This window comes from Bradyrhizobium centrosematis (genome assembly GCF_045571495.1).
Classification (GTDB): domain Bacteria; phylum Pseudomonadota; class Alphaproteobacteria; order Rhizobiales; family Xanthobacteraceae; genus Bradyrhizobium; species Bradyrhizobium centrosematis.
The window spans coordinates 3,053,059-3,076,698 of sequence record NZ_CP120703.1 but is presented as its reverse complement, the minus strand read 5'-3'; the positions used below and the strand labels follow the sequence as shown (position 1 = coordinate 3,076,698).

Sequence of the window (23,640 nt, the reverse complement as noted above, 5' to 3'; positions counted from 1 at the left end):
CGCCAATATTAGCGACTGCGCTGCCGGCCTGTTCATTTCGTCGCATGCAGGCTGTCGATAATAATAGCAAAAGATTCGTTGCACTCCTTACAGAGTGCGCGGAAGTGTGCGGGAAAAGACCCGTACTTTGCCAATGCTTCCTGTTCCAACTCTACACGCTCTTTTGTGTGGTGACCTGAGACCTTGCTTCGTAGGTGATGAAGACTCCGTAGTGGCGCAACAATTTCATCCGAATGATCCTGCCCGCGAAGTCGGAGTAGAGTCTCGATGATTTTGAGGCTTTGCCAGTTGCGATCGAGCTCTGCGTTTGCGCCCTCAGCCAACCTTCTTAGTTCTTTTGCGACGAAGCCTTCCACAATGAACTGGTCGAGCAACTGCAACTCATCAGCCCACTCCTTGGATGCGTTCGTGACCGGATAGTGAACTCGTCTGCTCAGTTCGTCACCGCGCTGCTTCCACCATGCCGGGGGCTTGCCGTCCAGCTCACTCACAGCATGCCTGAGGGCTTGTAAGGGATCTTCTTCAGATGCCCAGCTGCCTTGAAAATCGGATTCATACGCTCGCTTGGAGATGGGAGCCTTGGGCCGCTCGTTGTAGAGCTTCCAGTACTGCTGCTCGCTGTACGGCAAGTTCTGTAAATACCCGATATACGTGTGCACCTGACCCGCCTCATTGACATCATATGTTTTCAAGTACCAAGCGTTTCGGCACGAAATTGACCGATCCCGCAAATCATACTTCTCGGGATCGGCCTTATACTTGACCAAAACCTGCGGCTTGAAGAAGGCAGGGGATGTCTCGAATGGTTTTTCGGACGTTTGGAAATAGTTACTAAGCGCGTCCGGCGCACTCGACCATTCTATAATGCGCTTATTTTTCCAGTCGTGGATGATAAAGCTCTCGTACCGCCGATTAGACCGATCTTCCGTAGCCTTCCACTCTTCCACCATATCTTCAACGGTCAACACCGACCGAAGGATCTGCCCACCGTGCACGTAGCTGCCACCGCCTCTTGACAGCCCCGCGTAATAAAAGAGGTCATCACGCTCGAAATGCTGCTTGGCATTGTCCCAGTCACTGAAGTTACTGGGCGGAAAGCGTGTCACATCGAATTTTCGAAACAGCGCATAGTCCCCGACAGCCATAAATTCTGCTAGAGCTTTTGAGCTGATCAAGACGCATGCGCGATCGTCGAAGTTGCCGGTTCCCTCATCTTGAAACACGTGGATGACGTCCTCGATATCTCCGTCACTATTCAAGCGGCAGTAAGCGTTGCGACTTTTTACGAAATGAAGACCAAGAGCGTGTACCAGCTTCTGGCTTATCTCGACGGGCGTCGCTTGATTTTGGACGCCCGTAAATGAACGATAGAAAGTGATAGGCTCCGCGCCCCTGAGCGGATGTCGCGGCTCGAATTCAAGCGGCGGCTCTAAGCACACCCGGTGCCCCTTGCCGCCTCCCCAAATCCTTTGGATGCACCACGCTGCATCCACTTCTATCCTTGCATCGTACAATTTCTTTTTGTTCGGCTTTTTCATCCTCGCGGCGGGCGCAAAAACAGATACTATCCACAAGTGACGGAACATCGCATAGAGAATCGTCAGGTCACCGGCTTCGCGTAGCAAGGCAAGAGCGTCTTCCTCCGCGGTCTGCAACCAGCTCTGGCCGTCTGCTCCAGAAGGCATCGCGCTTAACGAACTCAATCTCTCATAGAGCTTTCGTGCTGAAATCATGCTTGCGGCTTTCGCGGCGGCTTTAAGAATCGCCCAACTCGCTAGAGTTGCACAAATTTCCATGTTTTTCAGCGGTCAAGGCGCGGCGGTAAGGAGCAACCCGCCGCGCCAGCCGTTGTCGCACTCCCGCCGGCTGGGTCAGTCGTGCGCCGAATGGGTGCCCGGTCGTCTGCATCCGGACCGGGCGCGTCGAGCGACCACGTGAAGGGCCCGACCCCTGCGGCGATGGGGAGAAGCCATCGCCGAAGCTTTTGGGAGCGACGGCGCCACCCTGCCAATGGCGCCGCCGCCCTTTGCGCGGCCGGTGCTGGCGCGCGCATTGCGATCACCGGAACGTGGAGCCGACGAAGCCGATTTGAACACCCTCGCTCGGAACGCGGTCGGCGATCCGAAGCTCGGCGCTGAACATCGAATAGGGCAACGGGCTCGCAGCGGGCACCCGGCCGGCTGCCAGCGTTTGCCGCCACGCGTCGCCGGGGGGCTTTCCCGCGAACGGGTACGTCAGTCCCCAACACGCATCGTAGGGCCAGCGCGGGCCGATGGTGTGCGGCACGTCCCCGTGAGACAGCGTGGCGGCGGCAAACATCCGGCCCTCGACCTCGTGGTCAATGCGATGATCGCGAAGTAGGTCGCTGAGGTAATCGCACCACCAGCTCGTGTGCTTGGGGTCCCTCTGCTCGACCTCGGGCAGGCGCCCAAGCCACCCGACGCTCCAAAAAGTGCGCTTGAAGGCAAGGTCGTGGTCGTCCTTGCTCAGCACATTGCGCGTGTCGAGCATGGGAAAGGCGGCGTAGGCGAGTGCCGCGAGCTGTCGCAACTCTGCGTCGCTGGGCATGACGAGCGTCGACTTCACTCCGGTCTCGGCGCCAACGAGTATGCGAACCATGTTGCCTCCTATCATGCAGTTGTCCAGGCGAACCTTTCGCCGGGATTGACGGCGATGTCCTCGCGCGAGTTGAGCGCTGGATCATAGTAGCGGCGAGGGTCGCTATTGATGTTGGGGTTCTGGCCGACGACGTAGAAGATGGGCGCGCTCGCGCTGATCGAGAGTAGCGGGAGCGGGCCGACACCCAGCTCCGAGGGAGCACTGATGGTGGACGTTGCCGGCGAGGCCATCGTCTGTGAGGAGGTCGCATTGAACGGCAGCGCCGGCCCGTGCTTGTTGAGGACATCGACGGCGTAGCCAAACGTGATGTGTACCCCCGAGAGGGCCATGACGGTTCTCCTTGGTTAGAGCGGCGCCTCGCCGCGCGCCCTGCGGCCGGCGTTGACGATCTGCAGAGCGAGACCAGTCGGCTTGATCCCGTCGTCGATCTCTCCCCGACGAAGCTTGCCGGCTCGGATGATCGCGCGTGCTGGGTTCGGACCGACAGGCTCCTGGGCGGCCGGGGATGGTTGCGACTTGCCTCTGGCAAATTCGACTAGTGAGCGCATCTTCAGCTCTCCTCTGCGCGCCGCTTCCTGCCGGCGCGAACGATTGCGTCGGCGGCCTCGCGCTCGCTGACGATCTCCTTGGCTGCCGCGACGGTCGCGTCCCAGTCGCGGGCAGCTCGGTCGTGCGTCATCCTGCCCGCGCGACCATTAGCAATGGCCAGCTTGGCCATCCGCTGGTAGTCGGGAGCCGGGCAAATGAAGTGCTGAATAGTGCGCTGAAGCTCCGCCCCAAATTCGCGGCGCATTGCGCGGCGCATTTCGCGAACCTCGGTCGAGGAGTAGATGAGCCTGAGGGTCGGTAGGCCGTGCTCGCGGCGGCAGGCGTTGAGCCGATCCTGCTCTGCCAGCGCCTGACCGGCAGCGCGGCGGGCGCTGGAATCACGAAGCTTTACTAGCTGGGGTACGGGTGCCTTTGCCATTTTGGCACCCTAGCGCACCCCAGTTGATGCACGCGCGGAGCAAAAATGCACTTGCTGCAACGGAGTCGGTTGTGGCCCGGAAAGGCGGTTGGTGCTCGCCCCAGAGAAGAGCGGAGCAGCCCCAACCAACCAAATTGGATTGTGCCGGTTGGCTGACTTGACCCAGGATTGAGGCTTGCGTCTTGCACGCAGGCGTTGCACCTTTCAAATAGTTTCCGGTGTCTTTTTGTTTGGAAGTTCTCATGCCGCTTGCTGAATTTTATGACCAGTTTCGCACGCTCAAATATGTAGTTCGCAAACAACTGATCGAGAGCCCCCGTCTAATTCAAAAGCCGAACACTGCGATTCTCGATCTTCGGCAATTTGATTGCCCGGACATCGACAACACCCTCTTCATCGAGGACGAGGTAGATATACAAATCGAGAAGGACTTCGCTTCTGGACGCAAGCCTCGCGCACGCACTGATTTCCTTATCATGCCGGCGCAAGCTGGTTGGTTGAGCCTCAGAATAGGCGGGAGGCCGCTTCCGGCTCCCGCGACTGCGGCGGCATTCGGCAATGAAAAGGGCGCTTCTCTCGTTTTTAGCCAACATGAGTTGGACGGCTCCGTGATTGCTCTATCCACCTGAATCGGAAACTAGAGTTGCCAACTTCTGCTGCTTCCTCGGACGATTTTCCCGGCCCATCGAAATCAGAGTTGATCACATTGCAGCCTTTATCGAATTGCTGATTCAGTTTCAGCGGGTGCTTGGCTTCGATCAGCACCCGACTCGTTCGGAACGTCTTCGGGTTTGGTACACGAGAGTGACCACCGGTGCGAAATTGGATGGATCCGAGCCTTTGCAATTCGGTTTTCGCCAACGTCTGACCATCTATCTGAAGCAAGTGCTTGGAAGAGGTGCACTAGTGATCGGCGGCGCCATCGTTGTCGCCATAGTTGTTGCGGTCCTTAACCACATTGGTCTCGACAACTTAGCAAACATTCTGCGAGGGAAGCCGCTTTAGGTTCAGCAGCTTCGCGATTATCTCCACTTCGGCCGCCGCGCCGCTCACGATGTTCGATGCTGCACGTCTCCTTCAATACGTGCACGGAATTCGTCCATGCTCTTCCGGTGGATGAACACCCGGCCGCCAACCTGAACGCGCCGCAGATTGCCCTTGCGGCAGTGATACTTCACCCCGTTGACGGTTAGGCCCAACTCGCCGGCCGCTCGTTTAAGGGGCACGTCATCGGCGCCCATTGCCGGGGGTGGCGGGTCGAGGTGGAGTTTGGCCCGGAGCTGTTCGTTGGACTGTTCCAGTTGGGATATGCGGGCCGACAGAACCTTGCTGATGCCTCGAAGCTCCTCGATGCGGTCTAGGAGCACGGATTGATCGGGCGCCGTCATTCGCCTTCCCCCTCCGTGCCGGCATCTGACGTTGCGGATTCCTCATCGGCAAGGCGGCTCCATTGCTGGCTAAGGCGCTGTCGCTCCCCCTGAATCACTCGGTCGTACTCCGACCGCAGCTTCAAGTCGCGCGTGAGCATGGCCGGGAGCCCGTTGAGCATTGCCGCCATTCCGCCGACCATGAGGGCGACTGTGTCGCAGTGAAACTGAAAAGTGACCAACTCTCCAGATTCCCGAGCGGTGCGCAGCTTGATCTGCTCTGCGCGAGCTTCGTCTACCTTGGTTCGCGCCGGAGTTGGCGCAACCATAGCGCCGCGCTTCTCTTCGCGTGCGTGCTTGAGGAGTCCGGCCACCACGTTTCCGATGCGATAGGTGCCGTGTCGCTCGCTCTTGAAGTAGCCGTCCGCCGCCAACTTGTTGAGCCAAGACTTCGATCGGCTAGTTATGTCAGCCAGTTCTTCGAGCGATACCTCGCTGCTCTTTGTCAACTTCATCTTCATCTTGCGGTTCTCCGCTTTGGTCATGAAATACAAATGCAACCGGGGAATTCTCGCCATCCGGAAATACTCATAAGGAGCGATGGCGCGAGCCTCGCGCGAATTTTCGGGCCCAGCAAGGACCCGCGAGGAATGCCGGGGGTTACGTTACGCACGCGCACATAAGGCAAAATTTCTATAGTAACGCGCGCGCAGGCGAGCTTTTTGCGTAACTGCGTAACCTTATGTGCGTACGCTATTGGGGCTGCTTGAGTTTTTGCGGTTACGGAACGGGTTACGCACGAGCCCAAGGTTACGCTACCCCCGTAACCCTGCGACGGTTGCGCACGAACCCGCGACCGAAAGGTTACGCCACCTGCGTAACCCGTAACCTTGGTTGCTATAGACATCAGACGTGCTCCTTGGGCAGCGCGGGGGGATCTAGCTCGGGGGTCTCTTGAACAGCGTTCGCAGGCACCCACCAGATAGAAATGAGCTTGCCTTTCACCTTCGTCTTGTTTTGCTCATTGTCGGCCAGCGGCCCTCCACCCAGCGCCTTGATCCATTCGTACGGCTGCATGCGAGTGTGCTTGAAGCCCTCCTGCTTGAGGAAATTCGTCAGCGCTGGCATCGTGAATTCGTATCGTCCGCTCTCCTCGTCCTCCCAGGGCGCGCCGCGCAGCAATGCCTCGCGTCCCTCAGAGTGCGCAGCCCTCCTTCTGTTGGTGAGAAAGCTTTCCAGCAGGTTCTTGAATTCGCCCAGCGGCGTCAGGTCGATTGGCGTCTCCTTGACCTCTGCGTTCTCCAGCTCGAAGCTATAGAGCAACGTCCAGAAAGCGTCCGTCAGAGGCGCGAACGTCGTGTGAAGTTGGGCAATGCACATATTGCGAAACCTCTTGAAGTCGCTGATGTCCCGCGCATCCGCCGTCTTTATCCACCGGTCGTAGCCCTTCAGCTTAATGTGAAAGACCGGCTCCTCCGACGCATAGACCACGATGCGCTCGACCACCGGCACGCGGGCGCCGTCCCCGATGCCGAACTGCCGCCCGATGCAGACGGGCTGATCGCAGGCGCCGCTCATCGGCTGGTCCTTGCAGCGGTAGTTGTATAGCTTCTTTTCCAGCTGCCGCTGCACCTGCAGCACTTCGTCGCGCGGCAGTGGAGGCCGCATGTACCTTTGGTTATCCGCCTCTAACTGCTCCTTCCATGCGTCAGGGAATGCACGCTTGGAGTAGATGCCAAGCTGCAGAAGCGCGTTGTTTCGGCTTCCCTCGGGAAATCCGCCGCGAGCCAGCTTCTGCAGGCAGGGCGGTCCATCTGCGAACGCCTCATTGGGATCGGCGCTTAGGTCAGCTATCTCGCGCCTTCGCTGCGCGCGCTGCGCTGCCTTGTTCTCTCGCGCGTTGTCGAGGCTCACAACCTCCGCCTTCAGCCGATTGTGCTTGGATGCGGAGGACGCAACGACGGCCGGTCTGGCGGGCCTGGTCGCAAGCGCGGCGAGCTGGGAGATAGAAACCCGCCGCTGCTCTGCGAGGCGCAGAAACTCCTCTATGGTCTGCTCGGCGCCCGTTCGCTTTAGACCGTACTGCATCTTCAGCTTGCCGCCGAAGTCCCCGCCGAAGTAGGGCATCACGATCCAGTTGCCGCTGCTGCTCTCGTCTATGTGCGCCTGCTTTGGAAAAACCTCGGCATCTGCAAGCCCAAGCGTCGCGGCCATGCACTTGAGCGCCGCCACTAGCTGCTCGGCGCTCACCGGTTCGTCGGTAAGGCAGAACAGGTGAAGTCCGCCGGATTTCGACCGGCAGGGCACCAGCGGCAGCCGCATCGACTCCACTCTGCCGACCAGCTTCAGAAGGTCGATGTCGTAGCTATCGACGTCGATGCAGCCCCACCGGCATGAGCTGTCCTCCAGTATGGGAACGACTCCGAGCGGGCGCTCGCCCGCGAGATGCTGCTCCCACCACTGCAGCGACGGTCCTTGGGCAAGCGTTCGCGCGGTGTTCTTAATCGCCCACTTGCCGTTTGGCCGCTGCTCGTCGGGCTCGCCGTGCGTGCCACTCGCCTTCGAGTAGCCCGCGAACAGCGCCATCATGCGCGCTGCGGGGGTGTCGCCTGCTTTCACGAGCCACCCCCGATCCTCGCCATGATGGCGTCGAGGTGCCGCGTCCACTCCGTGGCGTAGCCCATGATGTCGAGAACAAACTCGCTATTGTCGCTGTCCAACATTGTCAGAGCGAAGCCGATGGCATTGCGAAGCTGCGGTCGGCGAATTGCGCGCTCGGGGCCGGAGTCATAGCGCGCCAGCCACCCACCGCGCCGCCCTGCAGCGCGCCGCACGCAGACCACGTGATTGCGGCCGCCCTTGGTGTGGGGTAAAATTAGCGCCGTGGCCTCAATGGCCGCCCCAGATTGATCAGCAGTGTCCTTTGCCCCGCGCGCCGCTCCACCGGCGCCGGGGCTTTTGCTTTTATGGAATGACCGCATCGCTCAGGCCTCCTCCGCCTGATATTCTGCGGTGGATTTGTGCTTGCGACTTTCAAGCCATTGAATGAGATCGCCGACGCGGTAGCGAATGAGCTTCGCGCTAATCTTTCGAAAAGGCGGTCCATAGCCCTTCGATCTTCCGATCTCTAGCCAGGGCACGCTAACGCCCAGCCAGTCGGCAGTCTGCCGCGTATCAAGTAAGATGTCGGGATCGGCGCCAATTGCCATGTTGGCAATCTGCTGCGCGCGGCGGTCGAGGAGCAAAAACTTCGGCTGATGACGAGTTCGATTGTCCGCCTTGATAGGCATGCGGTTCACCGTTGCAGAAGGCGCCCAGTGCGCGCACGCACTCGACGTCCTATTGACGAGGTGAGATCGAACTCAGGCGTGGTCGCGCCATCGAACTCGGTTCGTCCCCTTCTGCAGCGGGGAATTCTCTGGGCTCGCCAAGCCTGCACCGTCGACCGGTGCGGAGGGGTCGTGGCCTCCTCCCAAGCGTCTCAGACCAAGGGGCCTCCCGCCAAACTGAGCGGATGCCGCGCTAGCGCAATAACTGCCCAGCACCAACATTAACGCTACAACACACGCGCTCGTTTTGCCTAGTGCCAGTTGCTAGGTTTTTTAGCCGTGGGGCGCCCGTAAGAATACGGTGCTGCGCGCAATTACCCACTCTGTCCGCGTCGCGCATCACCGATTGCTTCCTTCGATAATTCGGCAAGCGACGGCGCCCGAGCAAGACTCGGCTGTACTCCTTTGATGTACCTGTCGGCCAACGAGCGCCAAATCTGCCTTCGCTCGCTTGCCGAAAAGTCACCTTCTTGGATGAGAAGCTTGACCGTGTTTATCTGCTGAATGGGAGCCTCAAGCGCACCCTTTCGTCCCATCACTAGAGGAACGAACAGCAGCGGCGTAACTATCAAGATATAGCACCACGCCGCGTACTCGTTAAGTGTCGTCCAAATTGGGCTGTCCGGAAAGTACTTAGCTAAGATCGCGACTGCGATCTTTGCAATCAGTGCAAGCGATACGCCAGAAAGAAGCCTTATCGGATGTCCCGCGCCAAGGCTGCTGGTCAGAAGCCTGGCAAAAGCTGAAAGGTCATCCCCCATCATGCATCACCTGGAATCGCGCTGCCAACAGGCTCTTCTGAAAAGCCCTCGCCTCCTGCATGCGCTTCATACAATCTCCCCCCGGGCGGACGTCCGTCCTGGTGGTACCGAGCAAGGATGAAGGAGATTACTTCCTGCACCTCTTCAGAATTTGAAGGAAACAGGCCACCGCGCACGCGAATCTTAGTAAGAGCGAGGTGTGCAATAATAATTGCGGCCATGCTGGCCGACAGGATCGCTGCGGAGAACTCTTGAAGAAAAACCGCGACCAGACTCAAGACGAAAAGACCGCAGGTCGCCGCAATGGATTGCGTCCAAACTTTCGAGAAATAGTTCTCTGACACCGAATCGGACGGCGGAGGTTTTTTAATGCGCAACGTTATCCAACGGGTCGCCAGCGTCCTTGAGCGCTCTTCGAGAGACCTTGCTGCCCCTCTTGTGTCGATTCGACTTAGCAGGATTCCTCCGAGCAACACCAACATCGAAACCCCGGCAGTCATTGCAGCAGCCATAGTGCCAGTAGGAAAACCGAACTGGCTGAGATAAGCGGCGAGCCCAACTGCAGCTCCAGCGACCGCATTTGCAAGGACGGCCAAAAACAATACGCTAAAGTAAGGTCGATGGACCTTTAGAATTGGGAGACTTAGAAAAATGCCCATAAGCAATGCCGTTGCGGCAAGCTTATGGGTTTCCGAGCCCGATGAGCGGAAGAGCCCCCAAGCAAAAGCATGGATAGCTGAAGCGAGTAAGAGGATAGCGACTATGCCGCGCATATAACCACCTCCAGCAGTATCAGGTATTTCTGCAGGATGCTTGCGCCTCGGTCAACCTCCGCTTAGGAAAGATTGTCGCAACTTGGCAACGTTCCCCGAAAGCATCCGGGGCACGTTGCACAGCTCCAGCATCTTGTCACAAACCTGCTGTGCCGGCTCGCGAAGATCCTCCAGCTCAGGTGCGATGTAGTGTTCGGACGTGACATCACGGCCGAGCGAGTGATTGGCGAGCGCCTTGAGGTAGACGAGATTGACCCGCGCGGCGGCTCCGGTCTTCAGGAACGTGCGCCGGAGCGAGTGTGCGCTGACTGTAATGCCGGTTGCCTTCTTCACCTTGCGCAGCGGCAACTGAGTGTCTGAGAGCGGCCTACCTGCGCGATAGCCCGGAAACACGTACTCATCGTTGCCGGTCAGCCCCCGACGCTTGACCAGCAGCTCGTAGACAAACTGGCTCATTGGAATCTCAACCCTCTTCTTGGACTTCGTGTCGGGCGCAATCAGCGTAATCGCGCGCTGACGCAGATCGATGGCCGTCCACTTCAGGCGCGCTGTCTCGGTCTTGCGAAAGCCAGTGAACAGCAGCATGAGGAGGAAGTCGCGCTGCACCGGGCTCAGGTCCGCCTCCGCGCTCACCGCCCGATAGAACGCGGGTAGCTGGTCGGGGGCTACGCGCGTGGTGCGGGCTGCCACGTGAAACCAAGCCTTGTCCTCCTCCAGTCTGCCGACGGGGCATGGCGGCAGCGCAATGCGCTTGGCAGCCCATCGCCACAAGACTCGCAGCGTCACCATCACGCCGTTCGCGGTTGCCCTCCCCTCGTACCGCCCCTCCCTCGCGATGTCGGCAGCGATCTTCGCGTGTCGCTGCTCGACCATGTCCTTGGTGATCGAGGCCAACGGCTGGTCCATCCAGTCAGCGAGATGCGCCTCGATCTGGTCGTAGACGTGCTTGCTGCCCTTGCTCAAATTCTTCTTGGCGAGGTAGTAGCGCTCCTTCGTTTGCCGGAGCGTGAACATCGTGGCCTCTGGCCCCGGCTCGGCCTTCGCCTTCGGGTCGATGCCGCGCCGGATCTTGTCCAGCTCCTCCTCGGCGCGCTCGCGGGCCACCTCCAGTGTGACCACCTTCGAGTTGACCGGCCCGATGTTGACCCGGCGCGTCTGCTTCCGCGCACCCTTGATCTTGTTTGGTAGATCGCGCTGCGCGATGTAGTCGATGGCAGCCGTGGAGCCGGACACCTGGACCCCGAAGCCCTTGGTGACCGTATCGAGATAGAGCACCTGCTTTCCGCTCGGATGCGGCGCGCGCAGCTTGTCGACGAACGACTGGGTTAGCTTCACAACTGGCATGGCCTGCCCCCGTGGTTGGGGCGGCCCCGCCAATAAGGGGATTCTTGACGTTTGGCCGCCCAAGGATGCCTTAGCGGCCACATAATTAACGGCGCAGCGATCGGCCGACCATCAACAAAATCAATGGGTTAACTCACCCAGCCTTAGCGCTAAAACCCCGTACGGCTGCGTTTGGTAAATTTAACGTTAACAACGCAAAGACCGCCTGAACTGGAGCGAAAACGCCCGCTCGGCATGGACGCTGCAAATCCCCTCCTGCACAACAACACAAGGGATCGTGGCTGCACTGAAGCGGGACAGGTTTGTCTCATCATGTTGCGCCCCGGGTAAGCGTTCAGACATGAAACATCCGTCAAGCCGCGCGTTCTTCTCGTATTGGGACAACAAGCGCGGCACTGCACGGGCCCCTGATCGGGCCGACATCGACCCGGCTGCGGTGCGTGGCCTGCTCGGCGACATCTTCGTGCTCTCCTGCGAGCCGAAGCTCGGCTTCCCGTTCCGCGTCGCCGGCACGCGCGTCTGCGCGCTGGCCGGGCGTGACCTCAAGGACCAGAGCTTTGCGGCTCTGTTCGATGATGCGAGCCGCAGCGAGATCGAAGAGATCGCGACCGTCGTCGCTGACGAAGCGTTAGGTGCGATCGCCGGCGTCACGGCCGCGCGCGACGACGGCAGCAAGGCCTATCTCGAGCTGTTGCTGCTGCCCTTCAACGCCCGCCCGCACACGCCGGTGAGCGTGACGGGCGTGCTCGCGCCGTTCGACGACGAGTGCGGCGCACTTTCAGCCTTCACCCTCACCTCCTGGCGCTATCTGCACCAGCCGGAGAAACTGCTGCCGCGCGCGATCCGAAAATTGCAGATCGCACGCGGGCTGATGGTGTATGAGGGGCTGAGGTAGTCCCTCTCCGTGACAATTGATCGCGCTGGTGCACGCGACCGTTTTTGCGGGATCTGCGTCATTCCTGATCGTGCTGCGAACGGATAGTTTCCGCCTCGCGTGAGTGACGACGATCAGGTGACATCGCATGAGCTGGCGAATTCTGGCATTGAGCGCTCTCGGCTGCATGGCGCTGCTGGTGGCGATCGGCGGGACCTGGCTGTACCTGCTGCCTGGCTCGCCGGCCCGGGGAGCCGCGCCTGCGATATCCAAGGACGAGAGCGAGGCGACGCTTGCGGCGCTGAAGCCACCGAAGCGCAAGCGTCCGCTGATCGCCATCGTCGGCATCAACGACATGAGCGAGACGACCGACTATCTGATGCCCTACGGAATCCTCGCGCGCGCCGACATCGCCGACGTCCTCACATTGGCGACGCAGCCCGGACCCGTCGCCCTCTATCCCGCGCTCAGAGTGCAGCCGCACGCGACCATCGCCGAATTCGATGCGGCGCATCCTGATGGCGCCGATTACGTCATCGTGCCGGCGATGAGCCGCGAAGACGATGCCGTGGCCTTGCAGTGGATCAGACGCCAGGGCGGCAACGGCGCGATCGTCATCGGCGTCTGCGTCGGCGCCAAGGTCGTCGCCAACACCGGGCTGCTCGACGGCCGGCAGGCCACCACGCACTGGTACTCCGTGCGCGACCTGCAAAAGCATTCCGCGATCCGGTATGTCGCGGACCGCAGGCTGGTGGTCGACCGCGGCGTCGCGACAACGACCGGCATCACCGCTTCCATGCCGATGGCGCTGACCCTGGTCGAAGCCATCGCCGGCCGGGCCAAGGCGGAGGCGGTCGCCCGCGAGATCGGTCTTGCGCACTGGGATGCGCGCCACCGCAGCGAGGCGTTCCAGTTCACACGTCCCTTCGCGCTCACCGCGATCGCCAACACGCTCGCATTCTGGAATCGTGAGCAGCTCGGAATTGCCCTCACGCCAGGGATCGACGAGGTGTCGCTCGCGCTGGTCGCCGATGCGTGGTCGCGCACCTATCGCTCGCGTGCCCTCACCTTCGCGGCCACGGCGGAGGCGCAGACGAGCCGCGGCGGTCTTCTCATCCTGCCCGACAAGGTCGCAACCGACTGGCCGGCAAGACAGACGCCGCCGACCACGGTCGAGCTGCCGCCGGCGCGCGCATTGGACCAGACCTTGCACGCTATCGATGCGCGTTACGGGTTACGCACGGCCGACTTCGTCGCGATGCAGCTCGAATATCCGAGATAAGGACACGGCAGCGCGTCGGCCGTCGCCTGCGACAGCCGGCGCGCCGTGTCTGCGTGCGGGGCCGTTACGGCATGGCTAGATGCCAGGCGCCGTTCAGGAAGCCATCGCCGGTGACGTCGCCGGGCTTCTGATCCTTGGCGAACGTGTAGAGCGGCTTGCCCTTGTAGGCCCATTGCTTGGAGCCGTCGTCGCGGGTGATGATGGTGTAGCCGTCACCCGCGGTGTCGCTCGCTTCGGCCTTCAGCACCGGCCAGTTCGTCGCGCACGGACCGTTGCAGGCCGACTTGCCGTCCGCATCCTTGTCGAAGGTGTAGAGCGTCATGCCCTTGGCATCGGTGAGCACGTTGCCCTTGTCGGTCTTGCCGGTCTTGGTCGGCGGCGCGGCGAAGGCAGTGGGAACGATCGCGAGCGAAAGTACGAGCGTCAGCGCGAGGCGGATCGAGGACGTCATGATGTCTCCTGTCATGCAATTGGCTTGCATGGATAGGACGCCGGGCGAGACGTCCTATTCCTGAAACGGCGGCCAAGAAATTTTTCGCTGCGCGCGGTGGCGTGGTGGAATAAACTGCATGATGTGAGACGGAATGACGGATCGAGATGAGCAAGCAGCATTGGCGCCCCGCGCGCGTATCCGACGTCCGCGCGATCGTCGCGATCGCAGCGCAGATCCATCCTGACCTTCCCGAACGCCCCGAAGTGTTCATGGAGAAGATGCAGCTCTATCCTCCCGGCTGCCGCGTGCTCGTTGCGGACGATGCGGTCGCCGGTTACGGCCTCGCGCATCCCTGGACGCAGCTTCAGATCCCGCCACTCGATGGTTTCCTCGAGCGGCTGCCGGCACATGCGGACTGCCTCTACGTGCACGATGTCGCCGTGCTGCCGGACCGGCGCGGCGGTGTTCTGCGCGGCTATATCGCCGACATCGAGGAGCTGGCGCGCGCAGCCGGCATCGCGACGCTTGCTCTGGTGTCGGTCTATACCACGCGGCCGCTGTGGGAACATCTCGGCTTTCGTCCCGTCACCGCAGATGCGGAGCTGCGCGGAAAGCTCGCCTCCTACGGGCCAGGCGCGACCTATATGCTGCGCGATCTCGCCGCGACATAGCGCCTGCCCCGCCCGGCCGGCTCACGCGGGCGTGAAGCCGCCGCCTCGAACCGGGTCCGGGCAGGCCCCGTCGAAGGGGTGTGCGAGCCGTTCCGGTCTCGCCGAACCGAGGCTGGAGAAATTTCATGAAGCTCACATTGTCGAAAGTTGTTTTTGCTGCATGCGTTGCGACGAGCGCGTTCGCAGCGACCGCCGCCAACGCGGCGACACACCGAACCGATGGCTGCCAGTTCGCGTTCTTCGAAAGCTGCGGCATCGTCGCGGAGTCGTCGACCCCGGGCCGCGCACGCCGCCTCGTCGGTCGCATCGCCAACGATACCTCGCCGACCTACATGAAGCAGTCTGACCCGCGCTACAGCTCGTCGATGCGCGACGCCGGCGGCGGAGGTGGTGGCGGCGGAGGTGGTGGCGGTGGTGGCGGTGGTGGCGGCGGCCGCTGAACTCAGACCCGACCTTTCGAGTGATGCCGCCGGCACAATCCGGCGGCATCATTTCCGTCCGTGCTGAACGGTGCCAGTTCAGCCGCGATGCTTTTTCTTCTTCGGCTTCTTTCCAGGCGCGCCCTTCACGGGCCATGGTGTGACCGACGGCTCTGCGCGGCCCGGCTTGTTCTTGTGCTTCTTCTGACCGAAAGACCGAGCATCGTCGAATTTCGGCCCGCGCTCGCTGTGAGGCTTGGCACGTGGCTTGAATTCACTTTTTTCGCGCGGACGATCGTCGCGCCGGTCACGATATTCGGCCGTTTCGCGCCGAGGCGCGTGTGGCCGCTCTTCCAAAGGCTCCTGCCGCTGTGGGGCGTCCGCCATCGGCTCGATGCGGATGCTGTCTTCCTTGTCGGGACGCTTGATCTTTGCGGCAAAGGACTCCGCGACCCGCTCGGAAATCTCGAACTCGGTGGTGGTGTCCATGATCTTGATGGCGCCGATGTCGCGCTTGTCGATGCCGCCACGACGGCAGATCATCGGCAGAAGCCAGCGCGCTTCCGCATTCTTGCGTCGTCCGATCGCGGCGCGGAACCAGACGCTGCCCTCCGCCATGCCGTGCTTCGACGGTTTCCCGGATTTCGGTCGCGGCTTGCCGGGACGATCGTCGCCGGCTTCAAATCTGTCGCGTCCGCGTTCGTCTCGCGGCCGGCTGGGTCGCTCGCCGGGGTCGATGATGTCTTCCGGCGCCGGCAGCCGCGCGCGATAAAGTCGCGCCAGCGCCGCGGCGATGTCCTCGGCCGAGCGCTCCGCCAGGAGCGCCTGCGCCAATGCGAGATCGTCGGCCGTCGTTTCCTCGGTGAACAACACGTCCTTCATGCGCTCATGATCGAGCTTGCGGATCTCGTCCGCCTGCGGCGCCGTGCCCCAGGCAGCCTCGATGCCTGAGAGATTGAGCAGCAGCTCCGCGCGGCGCCGGCGGGCGGGCGGCACCAGCAGGACGCTCGTCCCCTTTCGACCCGCGCGCCCGGTGCGGCCCGAGCGGTGCTGCATCACCTCGGCGTCGTTGGGCAGGTCCGCATGAATGACGAGGTCGAGGCTCGGCAGATCGATGCCGCGGGCGGCGACGTCGGTCGCGACGCAAACGCGCGCGCGTCCGTCCCGCAGCGACTGCAGCGCCAGGGTGCGCTCGTTCTGCGTCAATTCGCCCGAGAGCGCGACGACGGAAAAGCCGCGCTCCAGCAGCGCCGCCTGTAAATGCCTGACCGCATCGCGCGTGCTGCAGAACACCAGCGCGCTCGGTGCCTCGTAGAAGCGCAGCACGTTGACGACGGCATGCTCGACGTCGGCGGGCGCGACGCGGATCGCGCAGTACTCGATGTCGGCATGACCGCCCTCGTCACCGGCGACCTCGATCCGGAATGCGTCGCGCTGATATTGCCTCGCCAGCGCGACGATGCCGCGCGGGAACGTCGCCGAGAACAGCAGGGTGCGGCGCGTCTCCGGCGTGGTCTCGAGGATGAATTCCATGTCCTCGCGAAAGCCGAGATTGAGCATCTCGTCGGCCTCGTCGAGCACCACCGCCTTCAATTCCGAGATGTCGAGGCGGCCGCGACGCAAATGGTCGCAGAGCCGGCCGGGCGTGCCGACGACGATATGGGCGCCGGCCGCCAGCTCGCGCTGCTCGCGGCGCGGATCCATACCGCCGACGCAGGAGACCACGCGCCCGCCCGCATGCCCATAGAGCCAGGCGAGTTCGCGCTGAACCTGCATCGCGAGCTCGCGCGTCGGCGCCACGATCAGGGCGAGCGGAGCGGCCGCCGGCCCGAACCGCTCGGCGTCATCGAGGAGATCTTTCGCGATCGCCAGTCCATAGGCGACGGTCTTGCCGGAGCCGGTCTGAGCCGAGACCAGAAGGTCGCGGCTGGTCGCTTCGTGGGCGAGGACGGCGAGCTGGACGGGGGTCAGCGAATCATAGTTCCGCTCGGCCAAAGCGCGGGCGAGCGGCGGGGTCAGGGCCGGAACAGACACGGGATGGGAAACCTTGGTTAATTCAGGCGCGCAAACGGCGGACCGGCGGGCCTAAAGCTGACGTGCGCGGCAAACGGCCCGGCCGCACGCTGGATTTGATCTGGGCGCTCTTTACGCCAAGAGTTCGGAAATCACCATGCCTATGATGCATGGCTTCGCCAAGAGAGCCGCGCCTTAGAGGTTGCAGCTGAGATTTTGGGCCGCGTCGGTTAACCCCGGGGATCCACTGGATCTGCTGCCCGCTCCCTCCACCGTCATTGCGAGCGGAGCGAAGCAATCCAGAATCTCTCCGCGGAGGCAGTCTGGATTGCTTCGTCGCATCTGCGCAAAATTGCTCCGCAATTTTGTCGCTGTGCTCCTCGCAATGACGTGGAGAGAGCGCTGGTGAACATCCGGCTGGGCGATGCTAGATATGCCTGGTGACCTGACAGCATAGTGTTCAGGCGAAATCACGTGGGAGCGCGCGGCGATGCGATTGGCAGTCATTTCCGATGTCCACGGCAACCTTGCTGCGTTGGAGGCCGTGCTGGCCGACATCAAGGCGCGGGGCGTCGATCGTACGGTGAACCTCGGCGATTGCGTCACCAGCCCGTTGTGGCCGAAGGAGACTTTCGAAGCTCTGCAATCGCTCTCATTGCCGACCGTGCGCGGAAACCATGACCGCTGGATCGAAGAGTTTCCGGACGACAAGCTTTCGCCGGCCGGCCTGTTTGCGCGTCGCGCATTGACTGCGGAGCAGCGTCGGGCGCTGCACAGCCTGCCTTCGCGCTTGCAGCTGGATGACGAAATTCTGGCCTGCCACGGCACGCCGGAAGACGATACGGCGTGCCTGCTGGAGGAATCACTCGACGACGGCCGCTTCGTGCCGGCACGCCGCGAGGTGTTGGCGACGCGCCTCGCGAACGAGCCGACGGTGCGCGTCGTGCTGTGTGGCCATAGCCACCGCCAGGCCGCGGTTCACGGACCTCGCGACTGCCTGGTGCTCAATCCCGGAAGCGTTGGCTGCCCCGTCTTCGCGGACATTCCGTTTGCCGCAAAGCTGGAGTACCGCTCGCCTCACGCCCGCTACGCGATACTCACGAAGAAAAAGAGGGGCTGGCAGGTCGAACTCCTGGCTCTCGAATATGATTGGGACGCCGCAGCGGCGCGTGCACTCGCCAACAACCGTCCCGAATGGGCGCAGGCCATGTTGTCCGGCTATGTCAAATAGCCCGCCACGGTGACAACTCCCGAATTCGCTGCGGTCCTGCTGGATTCACCGGTGAACGGCTACGGTCTTGTCGCGCCCGCACGCGCCCCCAAATCGTCCCTCACGAGACAGCAACGGGTGAAACATGGCTGACAGCATATCTCTCGCCGACAAGCTGGCATAGGAGCCGTATCGCAGGCTGGCAACCCTAGTCTTAGTCGGCCGGGATGAAGCGAAGTGTGCCTGCCTGTCGCGTCGGCTTACCGGTGTCATTGGTGTGATTGATACCGTCCATGACGGGCACTTCGGCGAAATCGAACGGGCTCACCCCATCGAGGCAGGCGACGTTGACGGCATAGAGGCTCTGGTCGGACCGACGCTGGTGGTGGGTGTAGATTCCGCAGCGCGAGCAGAAGAAGTGCTGTGCCGAACCGGTGTGGAAGCGGTACGTCGTCAGCACCTCCTCACCCTGCAGGAACCTGATCCCGCCCATGGCCGCCATGGCAACGACGGCGCCTCGCATGCGGCAATAGGAGCACGTGCAGCGGCGGATCGACCTGAAGCCGTCGCTGAGTGTCACCTCGAAGCGCACCGCGCCGCAATGGCACTGGCCGGCTTGAACGTTCGCATCGCTCGCCATGGTCGCTGTATTCCCTGATCAGATGATGTCCACGCCCGATCGCACCGGGCGCACTGGACTGTCTTAGCGAGGATCGCGCACGATGTAAGAAATATTCGCGCGAGCACCCTTCAGTCGCGGGAGGTCGCGAGCCTGCTGAAGCCGTTGACCAGCCTTGCTCTTGCCCGGGCAAGACTGTCCCTCACCGCGCGGCTCACGGTTCGGATAGCGCGCCAGGCTTCGGTGGCTTGCAGCCAGACCTTCGCGGCGGCGTATTTTCCGTAAGCCCAGGCAAAGGCGGGGATCCGCATCAGCTTGTCGCGCGTGAGATGAAACAGCCGTTCGACCAGCACCAGCTTGAGCAATTCGCCGACAATGAACGTCACCGCGCCGCCCACGACCTGACCGGTTGCAGCGAGGTAGGCAGCCACCGGCTTGACCGGCTCCAGAACAATGACGGGCACGGAGAACAAAGCGAGTGACGGATAAGGCGACAGGGACCTGATCCAGCCCCGCAAACGCCTGAAATCGAAATGCCGCCCGATCCAGCGCGCGATCGGGGCCGCCACGGCCATAAAGACCGCATCCACCAGGAAGTAGATCACGGCCAGAACGTATGTGACTGGTTTCAGAATGCGCTTCACGTCACCTCTCCCGCGAAGTGAAAGCCGGAACCCGGGCCTAAGTTTCACGTCCGTGTGGATCATTCGAGGCAGCCACCGGGAACTTTTGCGGCACTGCCGCGCTCAGATCTCCGCATAGACCTCCAGCAGGTTGCCGTCGGGGTCGCGAAAGAACAGCGTGCGGTGGCCGAAAGGCTGGTTCGTCGGCGGCGACACCAGCGCGACGCCCCGCCGCATGAGTTCATCGGCGCACTGATCGACCTCGGCGGCCGAGACCTTGAATGCCAGCTGCAGCGCGGCGCTTCCCGCCGGCGTCGGCGCATCGCCCGCGGTGCGGCTTGGCCGTGCCAGCGCCAGCGTGTTGCTGCCGATGCCGTATTCGATCCAGTTCGGCGACAGCTCGCGCAGCGGGGATAAGGCGAGCACGTCCTCATAGAAGCGGCGCATCGCGGTCATGTCGCGCACGAAGATGACGGTGTAGTCGATCGCGCGGATGGCGTTGAAGGGGGAGCGGGTTCGTTTCGACTGCGGCTCCATCGGCGATTTCACTCCTGATCCGCAATGCGATCGGCGACGGAGACACCGTTCGGCTGGTGAAAGACGATCTGATCGATTTCGCCGTGTTCGCCGCGAAACTCGACGGCAAAACCGTCCAACTCCATGATGCGAAACCTGCGCCCCTGCTGCGGCTCGAGACGATAGGTCGGCTGGAAGTCCGGCTTCAGCAGCAGCCGGCCGTCTGGGTCGAGGGTCACGTGGTGATTCACGCTTCCGCTCTTGAAATGCCCGGCGCAGCGCTTGCGAAACGCGGGATCCATACAATCCCCGGCCGCGCGACGCTCGAAAACGATGTCCTTCACCATCGGCTCCAGCGGCGCCGACAGGTGCACGATATTGCCGTCGCGGTCGGTCTGGAAGGTGATGGGGAGATTGTCCGGATGCAGCGCACCGACGATCTCCGGCGTCACGAATGTCTCAAAATGCCGATGCGACAGCGGCGCGCTCATACCACGCCACGACCAGTGCAATGCGCCGTCCTGCTCGCGGATTGATATCACGCCATAGGCTGGATGGGCGTAGTCGGCCGCATAGGCGGCCAGCTCGTGCGCCGGCTTCGTATCCTTGTGACGCGAATTCTCGCGTGCCGCCTTGTCTGCCGGAATATGGGCGACAAAATCGTCTCGCATCTTGCGGAAGCGCGCGAGCCAATCGACCGGCTCCCGGCCGCGCAGCCGGTCGATGATATAGTACGTCAGAATCGACGTGACCTCGCTGGGACTGCGGTTCGTCAGCACGGCCACGCCGATGCCGGCGTCCGGTACCAGCGTCATCAGCGAGCCCCAGCCAATCCAGCCGCCGCTGTGCGAGACGATGCGCTCCCCTTGATAGGTGTTGGTCTGGAAGCCAAGGGCGTAATGTCCATGGCCGAACTCGGAAAACTCCGACTTGGCGACGAACGCCAGCGGCGCGTGCAGCTGCCCGATCAGTTCCGCCGGCAACAGCCGCTCGCCAGCGAACTCGCCCTTGCCGAGATGCAGCCGCATCCAGTTGGCGAGATCAGCCACCGACGTGTTGATAGCGCCGGCGGCGGTGGTGCGGATCGGCAGCCGCAACGCCGGCAACCGCGTATTCACGTCGATCATATAGGGCCGCGCCGGCTCAGGCCCGGCTTCGAGCTCGTCCACCGAAAAACTCACGGTCATGCCGAGCCGATCCGTGAGGCGCCTGCGCAGGAAGGCTTCAAAGCTCTGCCCGCTCAGCCGCCCAATCAGGAGACCGGCAACGTTGTAACAGAGGTTGTTGTATTGCCAGGCGGCGCGAATGTCGCGACTTAGCTCGAGATGCCGCATCAGGGGCAGCATCTCGGCCGGCGAGAGATCGCCCGGCATATGAATCCAATCGTGCCTCGGCAGCCCCGACTGATGGCTGAGCAGATCACGAATGGTGATGCGCTCGGTGGCGACCGCATCAGAGAGGCGAAACTCAGGCAGATAGTCGCGGACCGGCTTGTTCCAGTCGAGCACGCCTTCATTGTGCAGCAGCGCGACGGCGGTGGCGGTGAACGATTTGGTGATCGAACAGATCACGAAATGCGTATGCGGCGTGACCGGCAGATCGGCCTCGACATCACGCTGGCCATAGGCGCGCGTGAGCGCGACCTCGCCGCCCTGCACGATGGCAAGCGCGACGCCCGGCACCTTCCAGACGTCCATCGCTTCCATGGCGAGCCGATCGACGTCGGGAATCAGAGACGCAACCGCGGAATTTGGGATGTCGGCAGATGTGTCCATTGGCACACGGGGAATTCCTGCGAGATGCGCAGTATAGATGCATCAACTTCAGATGGAAGCTGGCGCTGAACGTCTTCGCAGAGAATTGAACCGCGGATCACAAAAACCGCGACACTTATCGCAGCAGACCTCCACATAAGCGCAGCTCGTACGGCAAGGTGCCGTCCTGTGGCGCAATGGTTTCAACGCGCCGCTTGGCCTCCACGAGGAACGCCGCGCGATCGGGTGGAATGGACGGCATTGGCTGCTACTCCACCAGCTCCGGCCAGGGCACGATGGTCGACTTCACCGTCTTCATCGCCATCGCGTCCTTCACGGCCTGCGCGACGCCTTCTTCCGTGAACGGATAGATCGTCTGCATCTTCAGCCACGGATATTTGTCTCGCGTGCGATAGAGCATGTCGACGCCGAGCGGCAGGTCGTTGCCGGTGAAGCCCCAGGATCCCAGCACGTTGAGGTCCTTGGTGCAGATACGGTGCCAGGAGGTGTCGATCGAGCCGGCGTCGGTGAACTGGCCCATTTCGACATAGGTGCCGCCGTCGCGCAGCATCTCGATGCCCTCGGGGCCGGCTGAGGGATGGCCCGAGCAGTCCATCACGAGATCGGCGCCGAAGCCGCCCACGATCTCCCGCACGCGGGCAATGCGATCCTGCGCAGACGTCAGCTCTTCGATGTTCACAGTCGCCTCCGCGCCGAATTCGCGGGCGAGCTTGAGCCGCGGCTGCTCCGGCGCACCGACGCAGATCACACGCCCTGCCCCCATCTCCCTGGCGGCCGCGACCGCCAGAATGCCGATCGGACCCGAGCCCTGGATCACCACCGTATCACCCCAGGAAAAGCCGCCAGCGCGGCTGGCGCGGTTGAAGGCGCGGATGCAGGAGGTCAGCGGCTCCGACAGCGCCCCTAAGCGCAGCGACATGTCGTCGGGCAGCTTGTAGATCTTGGTGCCCGGCAGCATCTCGAGATCGACATAGACATATTCGGCCCAGCCGCCCCACAAATGCGGCGCCTTGTCGAAGCCGAGATAGCGGCCGTAATAGACAGGCGTCAGGCACTTGTTGGCCGTTTGCGGATAGTGGATGCAATAGTAGCAGCGCCCGCACGGCATCAGCGGCGGGATCATCACCTTGGAGCCGACCGTCAGCGGCTTGCTCATGAAGTCCTCGGTGAATTCGTCGCCGCATTCGACGATGACGCCGCCGAGCTCGTGACCGAGCGTGAACGGCCAGGGCAGCGGTTTCGGCCAATGTCCTTTCAGGATGTGCAAATCGGTGCCGCAGACCCCGCAGGCGCCGACCTTGATCAGGGCGGCCTTCTTGCCGACCTTCGGCCACGGCACGGTGCGGATGACGGGCTCCGAGCCCGGCCCGGCGTGGGTGCAGACGCGGATCTGTTGCATGGCTGTTTCCTCGGTGCCCGTCTGTTATGATCGATGGGTGCGGGCTGACGACAAGCGTATGTGAGATGCGCGGCCGTGCCAAGCAGGCAGTCACATTGCCAAAGAGGACCGTGCCGATGCTGCGCGACTATCGGACTGACGATGCGGAAGCTGTCGGGCGCGTCGCTCTGGCGGCCTTTGCGCAATTCGAGCAGCACTATTCCGACTGGCCGCTGTTCACGGCCAATGTCGCGAAGATGCCGCTGCTTGCCAAGGCAGGCGAAATCATCGTCGCCGAAGACGGAGGCCAGATCGTCGGTGCCGTCGCCTATGTCGGCGCGCAAGCGCCGAAGCCGACATTCTTCGATCCGGCCTGGCCGGTCATCCGCATGCTGGTGGTCGACCCCAGCGCACGCAGCAAAGGCATCGGCCGGCAATTGACGGAAGAATGCCTGCGCCGCGCCGAGCGAGACCAGTCGCCGGCCATCGCCCTGCACACGACGCCAATCATGACGGTCGCGCTGCCGATGTACCTCTGCATGGGATTCGTGAAGACTGGCGAGGCGCCGGATATTCTGGGCGTGCCGTACGCGGTTTATGTGAAGTCGCTGGTTTAGGAGCGGATGCGCGAGGTTCGAATTTCGGCAAGAAACTTGCAGCGAAGCGC

The 23,640-nt window shown here is 62.2% G+C and carries 28 protein-coding genes; 8 read left to right on the top strand and 20 right to left on the bottom strand.

What is annotated here, in order from left to right; all coding sequences use genetic code 11:
• Window positions 1-32: 32 nt before the first annotated feature.
• The 5 genes from P6U31_RS14740 to P6U31_RS14720 form a co-directional block, all read right to left on the bottom strand.
• Window positions 33-1,796, bottom strand: a complete 1,764-nt coding sequence (locus tag P6U31_RS14740; protein ID WP_407189150.1) for a hypothetical protein — start codon at window positions 1,794-1,796, stop codon at window positions 33-35.
• A gap of 262 nt (window positions 1,797-2,058) precedes the next feature.
• Entirely contained in the window at window positions 2,059-2,619 is a 561-nt protein-coding gene (locus P6U31_RS14735; protein ID WP_407189149.1) for a hypothetical protein, read from the bottom strand.
• 11 nt (window positions 2,620-2,630) lie between these two features.
• Complete coding sequence (locus P6U31_RS14730) at window positions 2,631-2,948, bottom strand: hypothetical protein (RefSeq protein ID WP_407189148.1); 318 nt, start codon at window positions 2,946-2,948, stop codon at window positions 2,631-2,633.
• Between the two features lie 15 nt (window positions 2,949-2,963).
• Window positions 2,964-3,167, bottom strand: a complete 204-nt coding sequence (locus tag P6U31_RS14725) for a hypothetical protein (RefSeq protein ID WP_407189147.1) — start codon at window positions 3,165-3,167, stop codon at window positions 2,964-2,966.
• A gap of 2 nt (window positions 3,168-3,169) precedes the next feature.
• Entirely contained in the window at window positions 3,170-3,586 is a 417-nt protein-coding gene (locus P6U31_RS14720) for a hypothetical protein (RefSeq protein WP_407189146.1), read from the bottom strand.
• A gap of 242 nt (window positions 3,587-3,828) precedes the next feature.
• Between P6U31_RS14720 and P6U31_RS14715 the strand changes: the two genes are divergently transcribed.
• Both P6U31_RS14715 and P6U31_RS14710 read left to right on the top strand, forming a co-directional pair.
• Entirely contained in the window at window positions 3,829-4,215 is a 387-nt protein-coding gene (locus P6U31_RS14715; RefSeq protein ID WP_407189145.1) for a hypothetical protein, read from the top strand.
• A complete protein-coding gene (locus tag P6U31_RS14710) occupies window positions 4,199-4,591 on the top strand; it encodes a hypothetical protein (protein ID WP_407189144.1) in 393 nt (130 codons plus the stop codon). The genes P6U31_RS14715 and P6U31_RS14710 overlap by 17 nt, the downstream gene beginning before the upstream one ends.
• Before the next feature lie 44 nt (window positions 4,592-4,635).
• Here the strand turns inward: P6U31_RS14710 and P6U31_RS14705 are convergent, their stop codons facing one another.
• The 8 genes from P6U31_RS14705 to P6U31_RS14670 form a co-directional block, all read right to left on the bottom strand.
• A complete protein-coding gene (locus tag P6U31_RS14705) occupies window positions 4,636-4,974 on the bottom strand; it encodes a hypothetical protein (RefSeq protein ID WP_407189143.1) in 339 nt (112 codons plus the stop codon).
• Window positions 4,971-5,531: a hypothetical protein gene (locus P6U31_RS14700; protein WP_407189142.1), complete on the bottom strand. Its 561-nt coding sequence runs from the start codon at window positions 5,529-5,531 to the stop codon at window positions 4,971-4,973. The genes P6U31_RS14705 and P6U31_RS14700 overlap by 4 nt, the downstream gene beginning before the upstream one ends.
• Before the next feature lie 328 nt (window positions 5,532-5,859).
• The gene (locus P6U31_RS14695) at window positions 5,860-7,572 is read right to left on the bottom strand and encodes a TOTE conflict system archaeo-eukaryotic primase domain-containing protein (RefSeq protein WP_407189141.1); all 1,713 of its coding nucleotides are present in this window, start codon (window positions 7,570-7,572) and stop codon (window positions 5,860-5,862) included.
• Window positions 7,569-7,934, bottom strand: a complete 366-nt coding sequence (locus P6U31_RS14690) for a hypothetical protein (protein WP_407189140.1) — start codon at window positions 7,932-7,934, stop codon at window positions 7,569-7,571. The genes P6U31_RS14695 and P6U31_RS14690 overlap by 4 nt, the downstream gene beginning before the upstream one ends.
• Before the next feature lie 3 nt (window positions 7,935-7,937).
• Window positions 7,938-8,243 (bottom strand): helix-turn-helix transcriptional regulator, encoded by a 306-nt coding sequence (locus tag P6U31_RS14685; RefSeq protein ID WP_407189139.1) that lies wholly within the window; start codon window positions 8,241-8,243, stop codon window positions 7,938-7,940.
• Window positions 8,244-8,596: 353 nt separating this feature from the next.
• The gene (locus tag P6U31_RS14680; RefSeq protein WP_407189138.1) at window positions 8,597-9,046 is read right to left on the bottom strand and encodes a hypothetical protein; all 450 of its coding nucleotides are present in this window, start codon (window positions 9,044-9,046) and stop codon (window positions 8,597-8,599) included.
• Window positions 9,043-9,816, bottom strand: a complete 774-nt coding sequence (locus P6U31_RS14675; protein WP_407189137.1) for a hypothetical protein — start codon at window positions 9,814-9,816, stop codon at window positions 9,043-9,045. The genes P6U31_RS14680 and P6U31_RS14675 overlap by 4 nt, the downstream gene beginning before the upstream one ends.
• Before the next feature lie 51 nt (window positions 9,817-9,867).
• Window positions 9,868-11,160 carry a tyrosine-type recombinase/integrase gene (locus tag P6U31_RS14670; protein ID WP_407189136.1) on the bottom strand — a complete coding sequence of 431 codons (1,293 nt, stop codon included), beginning with the start codon at window positions 11,158-11,160 and terminating at the stop codon, window positions 9,868-9,870.
• 340 nt (window positions 11,161-11,500) lie between these two features.
• Here P6U31_RS14670 and P6U31_RS14665 point away from each other — a divergent pair, with 340 nt between their 5' ends.
• Window positions 11,501-12,055 (top strand): PAS domain-containing protein, encoded by a 555-nt coding sequence (locus tag P6U31_RS14665; protein ID WP_407189135.1) that lies wholly within the window; start codon window positions 11,501-11,503, stop codon window positions 12,053-12,055.
• Window positions 12,056-12,182: 127 nt separating this feature from the next.
• Window positions 12,183-13,316, top strand: coding sequence for a DJ-1/PfpI family protein (locus P6U31_RS14660; RefSeq protein WP_407189134.1), 1,134 nt, complete (start codon window positions 12,183-12,185; stop codon window positions 13,314-13,316).
• 64 nt (window positions 13,317-13,380) lie between these two features.
• On the opposite strand, the gene P6U31_RS14655 is transcribed toward P6U31_RS14660, so the two are convergent.
• Window positions 13,381-13,767, bottom strand: a complete 387-nt coding sequence (locus P6U31_RS14655) for a hypothetical protein (RefSeq protein WP_407189133.1) — start codon at window positions 13,765-13,767, stop codon at window positions 13,381-13,383.
• A gap of 146 nt (window positions 13,768-13,913) precedes the next feature.
• On the opposite strand from P6U31_RS14655, the gene P6U31_RS14650 reads away from it, so the two are divergent.
• Complete coding sequence (locus P6U31_RS14650; RefSeq protein ID WP_407189132.1) at window positions 13,914-14,420, top strand: GNAT family N-acetyltransferase; 507 nt, start codon at window positions 13,914-13,916, stop codon at window positions 14,418-14,420.
• A 125-nt stretch (window positions 14,421-14,545) separates the two neighbouring features.
• A complete protein-coding gene (locus P6U31_RS14645; RefSeq protein WP_407189131.1) occupies window positions 14,546-14,860 on the top strand; it encodes a hypothetical protein in 315 nt (104 codons plus the stop codon).
• A 78-nt stretch (window positions 14,861-14,938) separates the two neighbouring features.
• On the opposite strand, the gene P6U31_RS14640 is transcribed toward P6U31_RS14645, so the two are convergent.
• Window positions 14,939-16,873, bottom strand: a complete 1,935-nt coding sequence (locus P6U31_RS14640; RefSeq protein ID WP_407189130.1) for a DEAD/DEAH box helicase — start codon at window positions 16,871-16,873, stop codon at window positions 14,939-14,941.
• Between the two features lie 469 nt (window positions 16,874-17,342).
• On the opposite strand from P6U31_RS14640, the gene P6U31_RS14635 reads away from it, so the two are divergent.
• Window positions 17,343-18,083 (top strand): metallophosphoesterase family protein, encoded by a 741-nt coding sequence (locus P6U31_RS14635; protein ID WP_407189129.1) that lies wholly within the window; start codon window positions 17,343-17,345, stop codon window positions 18,081-18,083.
• A 193-nt stretch (window positions 18,084-18,276) separates the two neighbouring features.
• Here the strand turns inward: P6U31_RS14635 and P6U31_RS14630 are convergent, their stop codons facing one another.
• The 5 genes from P6U31_RS14630 to P6U31_RS14610 form a co-directional block, all read right to left on the bottom strand.
• Window positions 18,277-18,702: a GFA family protein gene (locus P6U31_RS14630; protein WP_407189128.1), complete on the bottom strand. Its 426-nt coding sequence runs from the start codon at window positions 18,700-18,702 to the stop codon at window positions 18,277-18,279.
• Window positions 18,703-18,812: 110 nt separating this feature from the next.
• Window positions 18,813-19,325, bottom strand: a complete 513-nt coding sequence (locus tag P6U31_RS14625) for a hypothetical protein (RefSeq protein WP_407189127.1) — start codon at window positions 19,323-19,325, stop codon at window positions 18,813-18,815.
• Between the two features lie 102 nt (window positions 19,326-19,427).
• Window positions 19,428-19,841 carry a VOC family protein gene (locus P6U31_RS14620; protein WP_407189853.1) on the bottom strand — a complete coding sequence of 138 codons (414 nt, stop codon included), beginning with the start codon at window positions 19,839-19,841 and terminating at the stop codon, window positions 19,428-19,430.
• Between the two features lie 8 nt (window positions 19,842-19,849).
• Window positions 19,850-21,595, bottom strand: coding sequence for a serine hydrolase (locus P6U31_RS14615; RefSeq protein WP_407189126.1), 1,746 nt, complete (start codon window positions 21,593-21,595; stop codon window positions 19,850-19,852).
• Between the two features lie 247 nt (window positions 21,596-21,842).
• The gene (locus P6U31_RS14610) at window positions 21,843-22,994 is read right to left on the bottom strand and encodes a zinc-binding dehydrogenase (RefSeq protein WP_407189125.1); all 1,152 of its coding nucleotides are present in this window, start codon (window positions 22,992-22,994) and stop codon (window positions 21,843-21,845) included.
• A gap of 95 nt (window positions 22,995-23,089) precedes the next feature.
• Here P6U31_RS14610 and P6U31_RS14605 point away from each other — a divergent pair, with 95 nt between their 5' ends.
• A complete protein-coding gene (locus P6U31_RS14605) occupies window positions 23,090-23,590 on the top strand; it encodes a GNAT family N-acetyltransferase (RefSeq protein ID WP_407189124.1) in 501 nt (166 codons plus the stop codon).
• Window positions 23,591-23,640: the final 50 nt, after the last annotated feature.

Coding starts and splice junctions, on each gene's coding strand:
- P6U31_RS14740 (WP_407189150.1), bottom strand. CDS start 1,796: ATGGAAATTTGTGCAACTCTAGCGAGTTGGGCGATTCTTAAAGCCGCC.
- P6U31_RS14735 (WP_407189149.1), bottom strand. CDS start 2,619: ATGGTTCGCATACTCGTTGGCGCCGAGACCGGAGTGAAGTCGACGCTC.
- P6U31_RS14730 (WP_407189148.1), bottom strand. CDS start 2,948: ATGGCCCTCTCGGGGGTACACATCACGTTTGGCTACGCCGTCGATGTC.
- P6U31_RS14725 (WP_407189147.1), bottom strand. CDS start 3,167: ATGCGCTCACTAGTCGAATTTGCCAGAGGCAAGTCGCAACCATCCCCG.
- P6U31_RS14720 (WP_407189146.1), bottom strand. CDS start 3,586: ATGGCAAAGGCACCCGTACCCCAGCTAGTAAAGCTTCGTGATTCCAGC.
- P6U31_RS14715 (WP_407189145.1), top strand. CDS start 3,829: ATGCCGCTTGCTGAATTTTATGACCAGTTTCGCACGCTCAAATATGTA.
- P6U31_RS14705 (WP_407189143.1), bottom strand. CDS start 4,974: ATGACGGCGCCCGATCAATCCGTGCTCCTAGACCGCATCGAGGAGCTT.
- P6U31_RS14700 (WP_407189142.1), bottom strand. CDS start 5,531: ATGGCGAGAATTCCCCGGTTGCATTTGTATTTCATGACCAAAGCGGAG.
- P6U31_RS14690 (WP_407189140.1), bottom strand. CDS start 7,934: ATGCGGTCATTCCATAAAAGCAAAAGCCCCGGCGCCGGTGGAGCGGCG.
- P6U31_RS14685 (WP_407189139.1), bottom strand. CDS start 8,243: ATGCCTATCAAGGCGGACAATCGAACTCGTCATCAGCCGAAGTTTTTG.
- P6U31_RS14680 (WP_407189138.1), bottom strand. CDS start 9,046: ATGATGGGGGATGACCTTTCAGCTTTTGCCAGGCTTCTGACCAGCAGC.
- P6U31_RS14675 (WP_407189137.1), bottom strand. CDS start 9,816: ATGCGCGGCATAGTCGCTATCCTCTTACTCGCTTCAGCTATCCATGCT.
- P6U31_RS14670 (WP_407189136.1), bottom strand. CDS start 11,160: ATGCCAGTTGTGAAGCTAACCCAGTCGTTCGTCGACAAGCTGCGCGCG.
- P6U31_RS14665 (WP_407189135.1), top strand. CDS start 11,501: ATGAAACATCCGTCAAGCCGCGCGTTCTTCTCGTATTGGGACAACAAG.
- P6U31_RS14660 (WP_407189134.1), top strand. CDS start 12,183: ATGAGCTGGCGAATTCTGGCATTGAGCGCTCTCGGCTGCATGGCGCTG.
- P6U31_RS14655 (WP_407189133.1), bottom strand. CDS start 13,767: ATGACGTCCTCGATCCGCCTCGCGCTGACGCTCGTACTTTCGCTCGCG.
- P6U31_RS14650 (WP_407189132.1), top strand. CDS start 13,914: ATGAGCAAGCAGCATTGGCGCCCCGCGCGCGTATCCGACGTCCGCGCG.
- P6U31_RS14645 (WP_407189131.1), top strand. CDS start 14,546: ATGAAGCTCACATTGTCGAAAGTTGTTTTTGCTGCATGCGTTGCGACG.
- P6U31_RS14635 (WP_407189129.1), top strand. CDS start 17,343: ATGCGATTGGCAGTCATTTCCGATGTCCACGGCAACCTTGCTGCGTTG.
- P6U31_RS14630 (WP_407189128.1), bottom strand. CDS start 18,702: ATGGCGAGCGATGCGAACGTTCAAGCCGGCCAGTGCCATTGCGGCGCG.
- P6U31_RS14620 (WP_407189853.1), bottom strand. CDS start 19,841: ATGGAGCCGCAGTCGAAACGAACCCGCTCCCCCTTCAACGCCATCCGC.
- P6U31_RS14615 (WP_407189126.1), bottom strand. CDS start 21,595: ATGGACACATCTGCCGACATCCCAAATTCCGCGGTTGCGTCTCTGATT.
- P6U31_RS14610 (WP_407189125.1), bottom strand. CDS start 22,994: ATGCAACAGATCCGCGTCTGCACCCACGCCGGGCCGGGCTCGGAGCCC.